Source organism: Amycolatopsis sp. GA6-003 (assembly GCF_046267895.1).
In the GTDB taxonomy this organism is placed as follows: Bacteria; Actinomycetota; Actinomycetes; order Mycobacteriales; family Pseudonocardiaceae; genus Amycolatopsis.
On the sequence record NZ_CP176499.1, the window covers coordinates 8,584,466 to 8,601,035 of the forward strand.

Annotated in this window: 7 protein-coding genes; 3 read left to right on the plus strand and 4 right to left on the minus strand. The window is 68.9% G+C overall.

From position 1 onward, the window contains the following. Window positions 1-230: 230 nt before the first annotated feature. The gene (locus F9C12_RS38910; RefSeq protein WP_409179298.1) at window positions 231-788 is read right to left on the minus strand and encodes a type VII secretion system-associated protein; all 558 of its coding nucleotides are present in this window, start codon (window positions 786-788) and stop codon (window positions 231-233) included. After that, complete coding sequence (locus F9C12_RS38915) at window positions 781-11,916, minus strand: TcdA/TcdB catalytic glycosyltransferase domain-containing protein (protein WP_409463786.1); 11,136 nt, start codon at window positions 11,914-11,916, stop codon at window positions 781-783. The genes F9C12_RS38910 and F9C12_RS38915 overlap by 8 nt, the downstream gene beginning before the upstream one ends. A 103-nt stretch (window positions 11,917-12,019) precedes the next feature. On the opposite strand from F9C12_RS38915, the gene F9C12_RS38920 reads away from it, so the two are divergent. From F9C12_RS38920 to F9C12_RS38930, 3 genes are all read left to right on the plus strand, one after another. Continuing rightward, window positions 12,020-12,334, plus strand: a complete 315-nt coding sequence (locus tag F9C12_RS38920) for a hypothetical protein (protein WP_409179300.1) — start codon at window positions 12,020-12,022, stop codon at window positions 12,332-12,334. Between the two features lie 213 nt (window positions 12,335-12,547). Next, window positions 12,548-13,597 (plus strand): hypothetical protein, encoded by a 1,050-nt coding sequence (locus F9C12_RS38925; protein ID WP_409179301.1) that lies wholly within the window; start codon window positions 12,548-12,550, stop codon window positions 13,595-13,597. A gap of 1,413 nt (window positions 13,598-15,010) precedes the next feature. Beyond that, window positions 15,011-15,163 carry a hypothetical protein gene (locus F9C12_RS38930; RefSeq protein ID WP_409179302.1) on the plus strand — a complete coding sequence of 51 codons (153 nt, stop codon included), beginning with the start codon at window positions 15,011-15,013 and terminating at the stop codon, window positions 15,161-15,163. Between the two features lie 281 nt (window positions 15,164-15,444). On the opposite strand, the gene F9C12_RS38935 is transcribed toward F9C12_RS38930, so the two are convergent. Both F9C12_RS38935 and F9C12_RS38940 read right to left on the minus strand, forming a co-directional pair. Next, window positions 15,445-16,170 (minus strand): hypothetical protein, encoded by a 726-nt coding sequence (locus tag F9C12_RS38935; RefSeq protein WP_409463787.1) that lies wholly within the window; start codon window positions 16,168-16,170, stop codon window positions 15,445-15,447. Continuing rightward, complete coding sequence (locus F9C12_RS38940) at window positions 16,167-16,565, minus strand: YbaB/EbfC family nucleoid-associated protein (protein WP_409463788.1); 399 nt, start codon at window positions 16,563-16,565, stop codon at window positions 16,167-16,169. Before F9C12_RS38940 ends, F9C12_RS38935 begins: the two co-directional genes overlap by 4 nt. Between the last annotated feature and the right edge of the window lie 5 nt (window positions 16,566-16,570).

The following is a 16,570-nucleotide window of genomic DNA, read 5'->3' on the forward strand; positions in this document are numbered from 1 at the left end:
CCAGGGTCCGGACATAGAGATGCCCGTACTCGACTCTTGCTTCACCGCTCATCAACACTCGCATTGCCGTCCCTCCCCAAGTCGGCTGCTGTCCGGGACATCATCGCGCGCACCACCGACAAAACCGGGAGAGCACCGGCGTCGCGGTGCGTCGGGGAGCCGGAAGCGCCAGGCGGAAACTGATGCGAGGTCGCTACGAATTAGACGCCAGCGTCATTGAGACAGACCGGTCAGGTCGTGATCTCCCGGACGCTGTCGGCCAGCAGCCGGAGGCAGCCCGGCGAGCCGGGGTTGAGGAGCAGGTCGACGCCGTCGCGGTCGTTCAGCAGCCGAAGCAGGTCGAGCGGACCGGCCGGACGCCAGCCGGCCGCGCGGACTCGGCGGCGGTGGGCCGGGGCCGTGGTGACGAGCAGGCACGGGATGTTGTCCGGCGACGGCGCGACGAGCGGGGATTCGTCGGTGTCCACGGCCACGGCGAAGGCCGACTCGCGGAAGACGGCGGCAAGCTGGTCGAAGTCCGCCTCGCCGCGGGCGGTCAGGCGGAGCACGGCGTCCAGCGGGTCGGTCGGGGAGTCGTGTGCCGCCGGTTCGTAGGACGGGTTGGGCTCGAAGCGGCTGACGGAGCCGTCCGCGCGCGCGAGCCAGCCGCCCACCACGGCCCGCGGCGGCGGGCTCGGAACCTCGGTTCCGCCGGTCGTCGGCGCCGGTTGCCACGCCGGGTCGACCAGCAGCACCCACTGGTCCTCGGACATCGCCGGTCCCTCCTTCGCGCCCGGTGATTCAGCCATGGCGGGGGCCTCCTTCCGCCAGTTCGGCCAGTTCAGCGGCCTGGCGGGCGGACGCCGCGCGTTCCTCCGCCTGGTATCTCCGGATGGCGGCGGCAGTATGCCAGCGGTCCAGCCAGCCCAGGCCGACGACGCTCAGCCGATGCGGGGCCGGTCGCCTGGCCGGGCCGTCGAGGGCGGTGCGTACTGCGGTGCGGAACGCGTCCGCGGACAGGTTCTTCGCGGCCAGATTCTGGACAGCGGCGGCGAGGGACCGGGCGTAGCCGTCAGGGCTCGGACGGTCGCCGATCCGGGCGATTTCTTCGAGCAGCAAGGAACGGCCGCCGGGGGCGCTCAGGAGCGCATCAAGGGCGCCGTGCCGGTCCAGCACCTCGACGGCTTCGGCGATTCGGCCGACGTCCGCGCCGGCCCGGGTCGCTTCGGCCAGGTCGGACAGCACGGCGGAGGCGTCCGGCTTGCCCAGCAGGGTGTCGGTCACGCCGTGCAGGTGGAGGGCGGCGTGCTGCTCGGCGTGGACAGGGGACAGCGCGGCCAGTTCACGGGCCGCGGCCCAGATCAGGTCGGGGCGTTCGTGCCTTGCGACGTTCTCGGCGAGCGAAGCGGCCGATTCGCCGCGGCCGAGTTCCGCGAGGACCCAGCCGAGGAGCTTGGCGGTGCCGTCCCGGTCGCTCAAGGCGATCGGCCCGGCGGGCGGGGTCGGGCGGAACCACCAGCGGTGCGTGGCGGTACGTACCAATTCTTCGAGCAGAAGGCCCGTTTCAGCGGTGTCGCCGAGCAGGAAGTCCGCGGTCGGGTGTTCGGCGGCCGACAGCCGGACGGTGACCGCGTCGGCGGGACGGTCGCTGCCGTTGGTGCGCAGCTGCTCGGTGAAAGCGCGGACCGCCGCCGGATCGGTGGACAAAATAGACTGTCGATCAGGAACGGACACTTCGGACGGTGCGTAGTGCGTCCCTACGGTACGGCCGTTGTGCGTCCAGGGCCGAGGGGTCGCGGGTGCGGGGCCGTCGTCCAGGCCGCGGTACACCCTTGGCCTGCTTGTCGACATCTCGATCGCGGGTCCGTCGGGCGGGCGGAAGGAAATCGAGACGCGACCGTCTCCTTCGGACACTCGGATCTTCACCGGCACGCGGTCCAGTACATCGGTGCCCAGGGCGTCGGCGAGCTTCCCGGCCAATTCTCGTGCGGCCGCCGTGGCGTGCGCTCGGCCGTCCGGGCCGGTGCCGGTGACTTCGATGGGCGGGACCGGGCCCTCCGCGGAGCGGAGAGTGTCGATCAAGTTTTCCAGCGGGGTGGGCGAATCCGCTACCAAGACCGCGTCGGCGGCGTGCAGGGTGGCGGCGCGCTGGACCTCGCCCAGGTGGTAGTGCACGCGGCTGTCGTCGATCGTCAGCAGCGCGCGGGCCGCGGGCGGCAGCGGAACGTCGTGCACCTTGCCGGTGTAGCTGCTGCGGTCGGTGACTGTGCGGATGAGGGCGGACAGCTCCGGGTCGGCCGCGAGGTAGGACAACGCCGCGTGCCACACCAGATCCGGGTCGGCGTGCCGGCGCACCGCGGGCTCGACCGCGGTCAGATGCAGGTCGCCGTCGCGGTTGTGCAGGCCGCGCACCAGCGTCTGGATCACGCGCTGAGTCAGCGCCAAAGTCTCGATCCGGTCCGCCAGCGGGGCCGGGTCGCCCTGCGGCGGCAGGAGCCAGCTGTGGTCGCTGTTCATCCGGATCTCCGTCATGCCCGGCAGTTCGAGCGCGGAGTTCAGGCCGATCCGCCGGGCCGTTTCGGTCAGTGCGACCGGGCCCGAGCGGTACATCACCGACTGCCGGTGCACGCGGCCCAGCGGCGTGGCGAAGAAGTTCTGGCCGAGCGAGTCGACCTCGCGGGGCATCAGATTCGCTTGGGTCCGCCCGTAGTTCTCCCGCAGCTGGTCCAAATAGGACGCCGCGAACGGATGTCCTTTCGCCATGGTGAACGCCGAGTTCGCGATGTTCCCGCCGACGCGGTGCACCGCGTAGCCGGCGGCGGACTCGGCGGCGCGGACGACGTCGTCCAGCCCGTGCACGACGTTGTCGCCGTCGGTGTAGAGGCCGCCGAACCGGTGCATCAGCTCGAGCCGCAGGATGTCGCTCGCCGCGGCGAAGCCCGGACCGGTCTGCTTGGCCAGTTCGGACAGGTAGAACTCCTGCGCCCGCATCGGGTGCTCGCTGGTGAACACTTCGTCCACATTGATCAGCTGGATCCGGTGTTCCGCCGCCCAGCGCAGCAGATCCCGGACGTCGTGCAGCGGATCCGGGCCCTCCTCCGGGGCCGCGGTGGTCAGCGCCAGTTCGGTCTGCCAGCGCGGCACGTCCGTCCAGAGCACCGGGACGATGCCGTCGCCGAGCCGGTCCGCCGCGTCGCCGAAGTTGCGGCGGAAGGCGTGCATGGTGCCGGTGTCCTTGAGCGGGCCGCCCAGCCAGATGGCGTGCATCAGCAACGGCGTCGACGTGGTTTTGGGGAGCGGTTCGACGTCGCCGGGCGCCCAGGCGGACAGCTGGTCGTCCGGCCGCTCCTTCTCGAGAGTCCACTCGCGATTGTCGTCCAGGTTCGCGGGATCCAGGTGCTCGCGGCCGAGCTGGTAGCCCTTCGCGAGGTCCAGCAGGTCCAGGAAGCTGATGCCCTGTCCGGCGGTGAGAGTGCGGAAATCGTGGCCGCGCAGGAATTCCGGCGGTTCGGGGGCGCGGTACAGGCCGAACAGGTCCGGTCCCAGCAGCGGGGCCGGCGGCGGGCCGTTGACCGCGGTCTGCCGCAGGTCGGCCATCAGCTCCGCGGGCGAGGAGTAGCGGTTTTCCGCAGCGGGCGGCGCGGTGTCCGCAGTGGACCGAACGGGATCGCCGAAGGTGCGGAAATAGCCGCCGTCGGTGACCGCGGTGAAACTGTGCGTCGCCCCGATCGCCTTGCCGAGCGTCGCCGAAGCACGGCCGAACAACGTGGGTTTGGTCGGTGCGTGCACTGTGGACGGTCCGCCGAGTTCGCCGAGTGCGCGCTGGAAGTCATGCGCCAGGCCGCCCGGGCCGTCGGTCTGTCCGGTGCTGCACGCGATGAGCGTGACCGAATGAGCCTGGGCCAGCGGTGCGGCTTGGGCGACGATCCGGGCGAACGTGTCGCCATCGACCCGCACCGTGCGGCCGCCGAGCAGGGTCACCTTGACCGACTGCTCGCGTCCGTGGGCGAAGACGAAGAGGGAGTCGTCGTCCCACGGCGCCGCGGTCTTGTCGGCCCACTCGCCGAACCGGCGGCCGGAAAGTTCCGGAGTGGCTCCGTGGGCGTTGGCCTGCTTCACCAGCGGGTCGAACTTGTCCGGTGTCGCGCCTTCCGGAAGCGTGCTGACCGTACGGGAATTGTCGGCGACCCAGTCCCGTTCAACGCTTTCCGTGTGCTCGTCCGCCGGGAGGAACGAGACTGCGCGAACCCGGCCGGAGCTGTCGGTGATCTGGCGAACCTGGATTTCCGCCGGGTCGAAGTGGTAGGGCCGATCGGTGTCAGCGTCCCAACCGGACACTGTGTCGTTCACCTCGACGGTGCCCTCGCGGTGTTGTTCCGGGGTGTTCTCCGCCGGACGCGGCCAGGCATGCGCGGTGATCTTGGTGTCCACTTCGGACTTTGCCTGCCACCATTTCCGCAGAGCCTCGTCCGCCTTCTCGCGGGCATCCTGGATCCGGTTGGCCGCGTCGTCCTGCCGTGCGGAGTGGTCGGTGTGATTGTTGCGGTACTCGTCCAGCACGGCCAGGAGCTGTGCGGCGCGGTCCTGCGCGGTCTGCCGTTGCCGGACCAGTTCGGCCTGCTCGTTCCGGATCTGCTGGACCTGCCGTTGGGTGTCCCAGGCCCTCGCGACCAGATCGCTTTGCTCGGCGGAGCCCGGCTCCTCGCTGAGGGCCAGCGCGAGAAGCTGCTCATCGCGTTCGTCGAGCCGGGCGATTTCGTCGTTGCCCGCACGCAGAGCTTGGCCGATTTCCCGGGCTTCGTTCTGCGCCGTCTGGACCGCTTGCCGCAGGTGCTGCACCGGATCGCCGTCGACCGGGAGGTTCAGGCCGCGCGCGCCGTCGGTCGTCGTGCGCAGGTTGTCCTTTTCGGACAGCCACGCGTCGTCGAAATCGCGCTGTGCCTTTTCGAGCTCCTCTTCCGCAGTGCGCCAATCCTCGGCGGCTTTCTTCACCGCGTCTTGCGCCGAGGCGAGCGTGGCCGGCAAAGGTCCGCCGAGCGCCTGCTCCAGATCCGGTTCGCTCATCCGCGTCCGCGACGACTGCGGCACGCGGACCTCCACCGCCGCGGTCTTGCCGTCGACCGTCGCGACGATCCGGTACTCGACGTCGAAGCCGACCAGCCCGGTCCGGCCCTTGTCCTTGCCGACCACGGACCGCTGTGCCGCGGCGGTGCTGGACGTCGGATCGTTCTGCCCGACCGGGCCGCGGACGTCGAGGCCGCCCCAGGAATGCGCGTTCCGGCCCGGGTCGGTGATGCCGCCGGTGCCGAGGTTGCCTTGCTGCTCGCCGGTGACCGTTTCCTTGGCCTCGCCGGTGAAAGCGGAACTGGATTGATCCGAACGCTCCAGTTTCACCGAATCGCTCAATCCGACCAGATCCGGCTTCACCACGCGGGTGTAGATCTTCACCGAAGCGTGGCTGCTGCCGGTCACCGCGGAGGAATGCAAATCCGGGGTGGCGAACGGTTTGCCGACCATGTTCGGGAGATGTGCTTGCAGCGTCTCGTTGGTGATCGAGGAGGTGAGCGTGTTGTGCGCGCCGGTGCCCGGTCCGGTGAGACCGTTGCCCGCGCCAGCCAGCCGCAGCGCGCGGAGGGCGCCGGCTCGCACGTCCGCCGCGCCGCGGAGTCCCTCGACGGTCGAAGACTTCGGCAGGGGGCCGAAACCTTCCCGCTGCCACGCTTCCAGCCGGTCCGAAGTGGACTCGGTGGCGCTGAGTTCGGTCGTCCGCGATCCGTACAGCTTGGTGTGGTACTGCTCGTCGCCGGAAATCTTGTGGTCGTCCGCGGACGACCGCGAGGTCACGGTCGCCTCCTGCGAAGCGACCGGGTAGGTGCGCCCGTCCCGGGCGACGACCAATTCGAACTGGACCTGGTGCTGGTACCGCGCCGACGGGCCGCTCGAGGACGAGGTCAACGCCGTGGTCGTGGCCTTGTTCTCGACGGTCTGGTCGCTCTTCGCGCGAGTCCCGGAAGCGCCCAGGTACGCGCCGTCGTAGCCGCTGACCTTGGGCTGGCTGTCCTGGAACAACCCGCGGCCGGCGCCGCGGACCTGACCGCCGTACGACGAACCGTGCCCGGAATTGTTCTTGTCCGTCCGGGTCGCGTTGACGACGTGGTCGACCTCGCTGCCGTCGTGCTTCACGTCGAGGAATCGCGTGTCGAGGATCTTCGCTTTGAGCAGCAGCTGGTAATTGTCGGTCCAGAGCACGCCCGGGTCTTGGGCCAGCAAGGACACTCCGCCGTCCAGTGCACTGTCCACAAGAGACGTGACGGCTTCCGGGGAGGCGGTGTCGAGCGTCCGCTGGAGGTTGTTCATCGAATCGTCCAGCACCGATTTCGGCAGCAGCCGGTCGCCGAGCCCGCCGAGCCGCTGCCGGGCTTCCTGCACGAGTTTCGTCAGGTTGGGAGCGTCCTCCAGCACCGCGGAGCCGAGCGAACTGGATTTGCCGCCGACCAGCGGCGGAGCCGAAAGCTTGCCCGGCGCCGGCGTACGCGGTTCGACCGGCGGCAGCAACCCTTCCGCGCGAGCCTCGTCCTCGGTCATCGCGACGTAGACCGAACCCGGCAGGAGGACGTCCGCGCCCGCTCGCGAAATCGACCCGTTGACCAGGCCTTCCTGGCGGCTTTCCGCGATCAGCCGGACCTTAGCGTCGTACTGCACCAGCACGGTGCGACTGTCCGAAGAGGACCGGCTGGTGTGGTCGATGCTCGCGGTGATCTCGTGCGACGATCCGGAGCTGCGCTGCCAGGGACTCCATTTCGCGGTGCCGAAAAGCTGGCCTTGGCCGTGCGCATCGCTGCCGGCCGGCCGCACGGTGACGCCGAGTTGCACGTTCGCTTCGACGGATTGTTTCCGCGTGTCTTCGTAACTGGCTTTCGACCCGCCGGAATACGTCCGGTCGCCGCCGCCGGTTGCCGAAACCGCGACGAGCTTCGGATTGCTCAGCGAAATGCCCATGCCCAGGCCGCCGACCCGGTCGGCGACGCGGCGTTCGTAACGGAAACCGTTCGCCGTCCCGCCCTGCTTGAGCAGTTTCGGCGTGAGGCCGCGGAAGTTCTCCGGCGAGAACATCCGGTCCACGCGAGCCCGCGCTTCGCTGCCGGGGAGGCCGAGCACCGCGTCGCCGCCGGCCGCGCGCTGAAGCTGGCGCAATGCCTCGTCCCGCAGCGCCTCGGTGTTGGCGAACGCTTCCACGTGCAGGAACTTCGGCGTCGGCTGGTCCTGCTGCTGGGTCAGCAGGTCGTCGATGCTCGGGGTGGCGTTCGGCGGCATCGCGACGACGCCCGGCCTGCCCGGCTTGAACTCCGCCGGGTCCTTGGTCAGCGCGGCCCCGTCGTTGAGCCACAGATCGACCTTGCCCTGGATTTTCGGCAGGTCCGGGTCGCCGGTTCTGGCCACAGTGGACACCTTCGGCGCGACCCGGAACGGCGATCCGGGCGTCAGCCGCCGCACCCACGGCCGGTGGCGGGTGTAGCTGGTGATTTCGACCTCGAACTCGACGTCGTGCTCGAACACCTGCGAATCCGGGCTGCCGCCCTTGCCGGTCGTCGTGGTCACAGTCGGGCCGCCGGAGTTCTTCCACGTCCGGGTGTCCGAATACTGCAACGGGCTCACCGTGGGGCTGACCCCGAGGTTCGCGACCGTCGTCGCCCCGGGAATGATCACCCGGCCCTCGAGACCGACCGACCAGCCTCGTTCGGTGGTGGTCGCGCTGGTCAGCGAGGGGCTCGTTTCGTTGCTGTTCTTGACCGAGCGGCCGTCGGCCTGACCGAGGTGCCTGCCCGGCCCTGGCTTCGCCTTCACTGTCACGTTGAGGTATTCGTCGGTGAAGAGCCCGCGCCGCTTCAGTTGCGTGGAAACGCCTTGGGTGAAGAGACTGTCCATTTTGCCCCGGAGCGAGGCGACCGAGAACGTGGACGTGATCTTCCGCAGGTTCGCGAACCGTTCGGCGACGTCGCGGCTGGAGCCTTGGTCGTCGCTCTGGAATTTGTCCCAGCGGGGCAGGAATTTGCCCGCTCCCGGCAGGTTTCGCAGCGCGTTCTCGATCTGTGGCTGAACGCGGGTCGCCGGTTCGAACGAGCCGGGCCGGGCAGTGCCCGCCGCCACGGCCGCGGCGAGATAGGGCGGTTCGTAGCGCGCGCCGACGTCCTTGAACTTCGCCGGAGTGTGTTTCGGAACCGGAAGTCCCTGGGCTTTCGCTTCGGGCAGGCCCATTCGCGTGTACGAAGTGGCCTGGACGGTCGTCGTTTCCCCGGTTGAGGTGGTGACTTCGAGATCGACAGTCACCTTGTACAGGCCGATGTCGCCCTTCGCGTTCACTGTGGACTTGTTGGTGAAGCTCGTGCCGCTTGTGGACTGTTGGCTGACCTTGCGGGAGTAGCTGCCGCTGACCCCGGCGACTCCGCCGACCGAGCCGGGAACGTACGACCCGCCGCCGAAAATCGCGTTCACCTCGCCGCCGTATTTGGACGAGACGGTGGTGCTTCCGCCGCTCACCGCGGAATCGTTGAACCGCAGTTCGCTGTCGCCGGGGATCGTGCCGAGGTATTCGACCTTCGTCGGCCGCGCCGAGAGCTGTACCGCGTCGCGGTGCGCTCCGTGTGGGCTGAGCAGGTCGTTCGACACCACCGGGCTGCCCTGCATCGCGGTGCCGAGCATGCTGCGAACGCCGCCGCGGCTGAGGAATTCCCGCAGCGAGGTCCGGCCTGGGGCGCCGAACTTCGTCACCGACGGATGCAGATTCTTGCTTACCTTCTCGAAAAGCGCCTTCTCGTCGAAGTCGACCGCTTCCGGGGAAAGGAATTCGATCTTCTTGGCCCAGTCGGGTTTCGGCTCAGCCGGTCCGGCCGTCTTTTCCCTTTCGAGGTTGGCCAGGTCGGCGGAGAGGACCAGGCCGACTTGTCCGTCCACTGTAGAACCGACCATTCCGCCGGTTTCGGTGCGCACCGTGATCCGGTAACTGACCGGTGCGTCGGCTCGTTGCATGTTGCCCGCGGTGCGGATCACGCGCTGATCGGTGCCGGTGGTGGTCCCGGTGTGCTCCGCGGACGGGCTGGCGAGCTGCGCGGTGCCGCCGACGGACGCGTACGGACCGGCCGGGAAAAGCCCGAAGTACGAGGTGCCGACGACCTTCGCGGTGGTATCGGTGTTCGGGCTCGCGTGAGTGGTTTTGACCTCGTTCTTGACGTCGCCGATGGTCGGCTGCTCGAGATTGGTGATCTGGTCCGCGTTGACGGAGCTGAAGTCCGGCTCCGCGGTGACGTGCACCTCGTACCATTTCTCGCCGGCCCGCACCATCGACTTGCGGCCATCGCCCATAAAGGACTCGAACTCGGGTCCGGACAGCGAATCGGTGATCGCGTCGATGCCGTGCGTCTGCGGCGGGTTCTGCTGCTTCGGGTTGAGACGGTGGATCAGGTTTTCGATGCTCGTGCCGACGTCCTTGGCACCGCGGACGTCGACCGGAACCACGGAGCCGAGCGCCCTGCCGTTGCGGACGAACTCGGGCAGCCGGTCGGCGAGGGGACGGCTGTCGGGCTTCTCGGTCTGCTCGTCCGAGCCCTGGTGCGGTGGCTGGTTCTGCTCGGTGCTCGTCCTTTGTGGAGTGTTGTCGGGGGTGCCTGGCTGGTTGTCCGGTTCGGGCCGGGAGTTCTCGGCGGTCTCGTGCGGGGCTTTGATCGGGGTGTGCAGGTTCGGCCTGCCGTCCGGCTCGGACGGTGCACGGTGGTCGTCCTGGTGCGGTGCCGGGTTCGGCGCGGGTGCGTCGCCGAGGTGGTGGTCGCGGATGTTCGCGGTGTTCGAGACCTGCTCGATCTGGGCCAGATTGCCCGGAGTGAGCCGGGAATCGTGCCACGCGTCCGGACCCATCACGCCGGGCTGATCGTCGCGGTTGAACAGCATTTCGTCGTTCCGGTAGCCGTCGCCGAGACCGAGGAAGTGCATCAGCTCGTGCGTGGCGCCGAACGCCGGGTCGCGCACGTCCCAGTTGAGCTGGTCGGTGTCCGGGGTATCGGGGTCCACAGTGGAATCGTGCAGATTCACCGGGATCCGGCGGCGCGGGTCGGCCTGCCAGCTGGTGTCGTCCGGGTGGAGGTCGTCGGCGACGCGGACGTCGAGGCGGACGTGCAGCTGGTCGCCGCCGGGCAGCCGGGAGCTTTGGTTGACCCATTCGTCGAGGTGGGCCTGCAGGTCCTGGACGAACTGTTCCCGCTGCTCAGGCGAGACTGAGCCGGAACGCGAGGTCAGGTCGATCGGGATGGTGTGCTCGCGCACCCACTGGCCCGGCGCGATCTCGAACCGGCGTACGTCGAACCGGATGTGCGCGATCGCGCCGGCGAGCTGCCCGCCCTTGAGCCCCGCGCGATTGCCGGCGAACTGGTCGGCGATCTTCTTGACTGGGTCGAACCGTTCCGAGGAAAACCGGGTGACCGGTGCGGTGTCGCGACGCCCGTTCCATTCCTTCGGCCCCGGCAGGGTTTTCGGATTCGGCTTCGGTGCTGATTTCGCCTGCGGGTGGTTTTTTGGCGCGGCAGCAGGAGTTTGCGCCGCCGTCGGCCGGTTGCCGCTGAGGTTGTCGACCAGGGCTTGCCGGGTGGCGAGCGTCAGGTCGGCGAGCTTCTTGCCGTCCTCGACGTTCTCTTTCATGCCCTTGACCAGCGACGTGCGCTCGTTCTTGGGCAAATTCGCGACGACATCGGAAAAGACGTCTGGCCGGTTCGGGGTCGGCCCGCCCGGACTGATCCCGTGGAACGCGGCTTTCGCGGCGATCTTGGCCAGATTGGGGTCGAGAGTCGTGTGGTTGCCGAGATAATGGCCGATCTGGTCGGACCAGGTGGTTTCGTTGGCGTGGCTTTGCGTCAGCGCGGTGATGCCGTGCGGGTCGGTGCCGAGTTTGCCCGCGATGCGCGATCCGTCGGTCTGGATGGCGAGAGCGGAGGAGAATTTCGCGATTGCCGCCGGGTGGTCGCTGTATTGCCAGCCAGGATTGCGTTGGGACAGAACTGAATCGATCAGCCCCTGGCCTTCTTTGGCTCCGTAGTCGAAGTTTCCGGTGTTCGGGTTTTTGGTGCCGAAAGTCGCGTCGTTCTCGAGTTTGTTCCCCGGCATCCGGACAAACGTGTTGGGCTCCGGAAAATAAACCGACCGGGAGTCGACTCCGGCCAGCGCCTGCCGTACGTCGAGGTCCAGCTGCGCGGCCCGATTGGCGAGGTCTCCGTCCTCCGGCCGGACGTGGTACCCGCCGCTGAGCACCTCTGGCGGACCCTCGGGATTTTGCCGGACCGCAGTGTCGACCGCGTCGAACAACGGCCCGGTGCGGGTGTTGAGGGAATGGACGTCGGCGTCGCCGGTGTGCAGGTAGACCTCGCTGTCGCCACCGGCTTCCCGGATCTGCCCGACGAGCTTTTCCGTGACCGGATTGCGGGCGATCGTTTCGCGGATGCCGCCGTAGGGGATGGTCTTCTGGTCGATCTTCGGGTTGCTCGGGTGTTTCCAGGTGAACCCGATAATTGCTACCGAGAAACGGTTGTCCCAGGTATTCTGGAAGTGCTGGATTTTCTGGGTGATCGCTTGTTCTGAGCCCGGTGTGCCGTTGATGCCGATGACGAGGGCGAATCGTCCGTCGGAGGAGTTTCCGGTGAACCCGGTGGAGTACTTCTCCGCGAGGGCGTGGAGATCGTCGCCTGGGGTCGCGGCGACGGTGGCTACTACGCCGATGCTGTTCTGGTTGTTTTGGTTGCGGGTGCCGAGGTCGCCGATGATCCCGGTTTCGTGGACGACGGTGTACTTGAAGTTCTTGTGGTGCTGAGCGAAATCGGCCTTGCCGCCGGTGACCGGGGGATGCTTGCCGACGTTCGGCCCCGGTCCGGCGGGAGTCGGCTTTTTCGGGGCTGCCACCGGGGTGTGAAGGGATGGGGTGGCTTTCTTGGGTGCCGCGACGGGAGTGTGGAGGGACGGCTGAGGTCCCTTGGGTGGGGCGAGGGGAGTGTGGAGTGATGGGTTGCCGGGCTTCTTCGGCGCGGCGACGGGGGCGTGGCGATTCGAGGTGGCGCCGTCGCCGGGTCGCGGGGCGGGGGTGGGGTTGATCGGCTTTGCCGCGGGTGGGGCCGGGCTGGTCTTGGGGGATTGGGGGGTGGAGTCGGCTGGAGCCGGTTCGGCGGCGGGTTTTGCGCTGGTGGCTGGGTTGGCCGAAGTGGTGGTGTTCTGGCTGGTGGCGGTGTTCGAGTCGGTGATGGGGCGCTGGCTGGCCGCCGGGTTGGGGGAAGTCGTGGAGTTTCGGCTGGCAGCTGGGGCCGGGGAGATGGTGGGTGCCTGACTGGTGCTCGGGGCGGGGCCGGCGGATGGGGTCGCACCGGGCGTGGGGTTCGGGGAAGCGTTGTCCGAGGGGGACGGGTGGCTGGACGAGGCCGGGCCGATCGCCGCGGGGTTCGGGGAGGCGGTGGACGTCTGACCCGGGGCCGGGGTCGGGGCAGCGTTCGGGGTGGCGACCGGGGCCGGATTGAGGGAGGGACTCGGCGTTGGACCGGCCGTGGCGCGCGGCTTCGGGATGGAGTTGGCGAGTGAGTCCGTGCCGGGGGTGGCATTCCGGTTCGGGCTTGGGTTGCCGGCAGTGTCCGGGTTCGAGCCCGGCTTCGGGCGCGGACTTCCAGCTGAGGTGGGGTCGGCAGCTCGGTCCGGGTTCGGATGGGCGTTCGAGCCTGGGTTGCTGGCTGGGTTCTGGGTGGCTGGGGCCGGGGTCGGATCAGCCGCGGGGTTCGGGCCCAGGTTCGCAGCAGGGCTCGGGCTGGGCTGCGTGCCGGGGCTCGGCTGGGCGGCTGGGCCTGGAGTAACGGCTGGGTTCGGGCTGTTTGAGACTGGGGTGGCGGCTGGGTTCGGGCTGTTTGAGATCGGGCTTGCGGCTGGGTTCGGGTCGGTGTTCGCCGCCGGAGTGGTGGTGTGGTTGAGGCTGCCGGGGGTCGGGTCGGGGCTGGCGGCCGAGGTTCGGATCGGGGTGGGGAAGGCGTGCGACGGGCTGGGGCCGTCGACAGTGGTCTTCGGGGAGGGGCTCGGGGTTGAGTCGATGCCTTTGACGCTGGTCGACGTCGGCGGCGGTACCGGCTTGGGCTGCGGGGTGGCGGAGTCGGGGTTGGCGGACGGACTCTGGCTCGTGCTCGGGGCTGGGCCAGCGGATGGGGTCGCCCCGGGGGTGGGGTTCGGGGAAGCGTTGCCCACGGGGGACGAGTGGCCGGATGGGGCCGGGCCGATCGCCGTCGGGTTCGGGGAGTTGGGATCGGTGGCGGAGTGCGGGTTCTGGTTGCCGCCGAAGCCGGGGAGGCCGGTGTCGTGCTGGGTTGGCGAGACGGCGTTGTTGCCAGCTGTCTGGCCGCCGTTTGTGCTGGGGGAGTTCGAGGTTCCGGTGGCGACGGAGTCGGGTGTGGACGGTGGCGGGGGTGTGGTCTTGACCGAGTCCGGCATGGGCGGGGCGGCGTTGTGCCCGGTGCCGTTCGCGCCCTGGTTGCCGGGGCCCGGATTGGAGTGGGGGTTGCTCTGGTTTCCGGGGGCGGTGTTCGGGTCGGGGTTGGCGGCTGAGGGGTTCTGACCGCCGGTGGTGGGTCCGCCCTGGTTTTCGGTGCTGGGGTTGGTGACGGGAGGGTTGCCGGGCGAGCCGGGGCCTTGGGCGGGGCCCCCAGCCGGGCCGGTTGCGGGCGTGTTGCCGCTGGGGGTGTCCGCTGGGTCTGGGGTGCTCGTGGAGTTGCCAGCTGACTCAGGGCTGCCTGGCGAAGTCGGGTGGTCTGTGGAGCCGTCGGCTGAGCTGGGGTTTCCCGGGGGAGGGGTGTTGGCGTTGCCGGGCGACTGCTGGTTGCTCGGGTTCGCCGGACTGGAGTTGCCTGCGGAGTTCGGGTCTCCGGGTGACGGATTGCCGCTCGTCGAGTGCGAGCCCGTCGCGGAGTTGCCCGCGGGCTCGGGGACGCTGCTCGAGTTGGAGCCGGTCGAGGGATTCGGGTTGGGGTTGCCGGGCAAAGGGGAGTTGTTCGCGGCGTTTGAGGGGCTGCCGTTCGTTGAGCCGCCGGTGGTGTTCGAGTTGCCTGGAGTCGAGTTGCTGGTGCCGGAGTTGTGGGTGCCGCCTTGGCCAACGTCGCCGTTGCCGCTGGAAGTGTTGGTGCCGGAATCGTTGGTGCCTCCGGGACCAGCCTCGCCATGCCCCTCGGAGCCAGTGCTGCTGGGACTGGCGGGGTCGTTGGCACCGCCGGGGCCATTGCCCCCGCGGCCGGGGTCGATACCGGCATGCTCGCCGGAGCCGTTGGCGCCGCCAGGACCGGTGCCGCTGTGCCCGCCGGAGCCGTTGCCGCCGCCAGGACCGGTGCCCCGGGATCCATTGCCACCAGAGCCGCCATCTCCTACACCCCCGGTGCCGTCGGCACCACCAGGACCGCCATCCCCGAGCCCCCCAGAACCGTCAGGTGCGTTCGGGCCGTTCACCGGGGCCACCTTGATATTCCCGGTCCCGCTGTCCCCGCCCGGGTCGTTCGGCCCCTTCCCCTCACCGCCGCCGTCGTTGCCGCCGTTGGTGAGTTTGTCGTGGAGGCTCTGGCCTGCGTGGTGGGCTCCGTGGGTGGCGGCGCCGCTTAACCCGCCGTTCAGGGCTCCCCAGCCCAGGCTGTCCAGGTCTCCGCCGAACAGGGCCGCGCCGGACATGCCCACTACCACCTCGGTGGCTGCTTCCACTCCGGCTGCGCCGAAGACGTTGTGGCCCCATTTTCCCAGACTGCTGTGCGCGCCGGCGGCGAACGCCCCGCCGAGGCCGCCCAGTGCCGCGTTTTGGCCGATTTGTTTCCAGTCGAAGCCGTCTCGGTTGCCTTGCGCGATCTGGATGAATTCGGCCAGCATTTCCTCTGCCGCCTCTTCAGCGGCTTCCTGCGCGGCCTCTCGCCCGACCCTCGACAGCAGGCTCATCAGCCGCGACATCAGCGAGCGTTCGATTTGCATCACGGCGGTTCGCCCGGCTGCCCAGATGCCGGGGATCAACGGGGCGGTGAACGGGTTCGTCATCGCCCAGATCAGGTCCGCGGCGGTGACCGCGATGGAGATCAGGATGCCGTATTTCGCGTTTTCCACATTCAGCGCGTATTCGCGCAGCGCGGCGGCTTGCTGCTGGGCCCGGTAGGAGAAACCGGCGCCCATGGTGCTGAGTTTGTTGGCGTGGTTCGCGAAATTGGTCGCTACCTCGCCGCCTACATTGGACACTACCTGTTCCGCCAGCTGGCTGAAACCGGTTCCGGCGGCGGAAATCTCCGCCGCTACCCGGTCCCATTCGGCGGCCAGTTCGCGGGCCTTGTCCTCGTCGCCCTGCGGCCAGGCGTCGCCCGCGATGATGTAGAACACCCAGTTCAGGCTGGGGTCCACCATGAGACTCATCGCGGGGGCACCTCCTCGGGGCGCGGAAAATCAGGGACGGGGGTTTTCCGGGGTGGCCGGCGGTTGCGCGGGGAGCGGCTTCGCCGGTTCCCAGCCCACGGTTTCGCCTTCGACCGCGTGCGCCGGCTTTTCCGAGCGGACGAAGACCTTCGCCGGTCGCAGCGCGGTGGCCTCCGCGTCCCGAGTGACCACCAGCCGTTCGAGCGACCGGCGCTTCAACCGCTGAGGTTTCTCGTCCGGCAGGGGTTCCGTTCCGCGGTCCGGGATGCGCGCCCGGACGCTCTTGGCCGCCGTCCAGCCGTCGCCGTCTTCCGTTTCCTGGTTTCTGCCGAGGAGTTTGCCCTGGATCCGCACACCGCGCCGGTAGTCGGACGGCGGCGCGTCGGAACCGCCCGGGTCGGTCTTGTGCACTTTGCCGTTCAGGTCGGTGAAGTTCTTGAACAGGGCGTTCGACCCGTCGTAAGCGCCCTGGTCGGCCTCGCGGAACGACGTGGCCATGTCGGCGATCGCGTCGCGGGTCGCTTCCACCGCGAGCGCCCAGGCGTTGATGCCGTTGTAGATCTCGGCCGCGGACTGGATGTGCGTTGTGGAGAATTCGTTGCCGTTCTTGTCGTTTCCGGCCGCGTCCTGGATCCGGCCGGGGTTCGCCAGGCTTTGCACGCGCTGGGCCAGCGTGCGCAGTTCGGCGCTCTTGCCGTCGAAACCGTCGCGGCCGCCGTCCAGGCCGTCGGCGTCGACGAAAAATTGGTCGGTCACGGCAGAGTCCCTTCGTCGAATCCTGGCACTCGCGCCGAGAACAGGGCGTTGACGTCCACTTTCCCGCTCATCAGCTCCTGCGCGGAAATGCCCGGCGGCAGCATGGGGGCCAGCATTTCCGCGGCCGCGGCGACGGATTTCTGCCGGGCGGCGGAAACGGTCTGCACGATCACCGACGCCAGTTCCGCCGGTGCCATGCGTTTGTAGGCGCTGGTGGGGAAGGAAAGCTCGGTCAATTCGCCGGTGCGGCCGACGGTCGCGGTCACCTCGCGGCGGGCGGAAGTGACGGTGCTGGTGGCGGTTTCGACGTCCTGGCGGGCCTGGTCGAAGTGGTCGCGCTGGTGCTGATAAGCCGCCATCGCGTCTTCGAGCATCTTCTCGTGGTGCGAACTCATCGGTC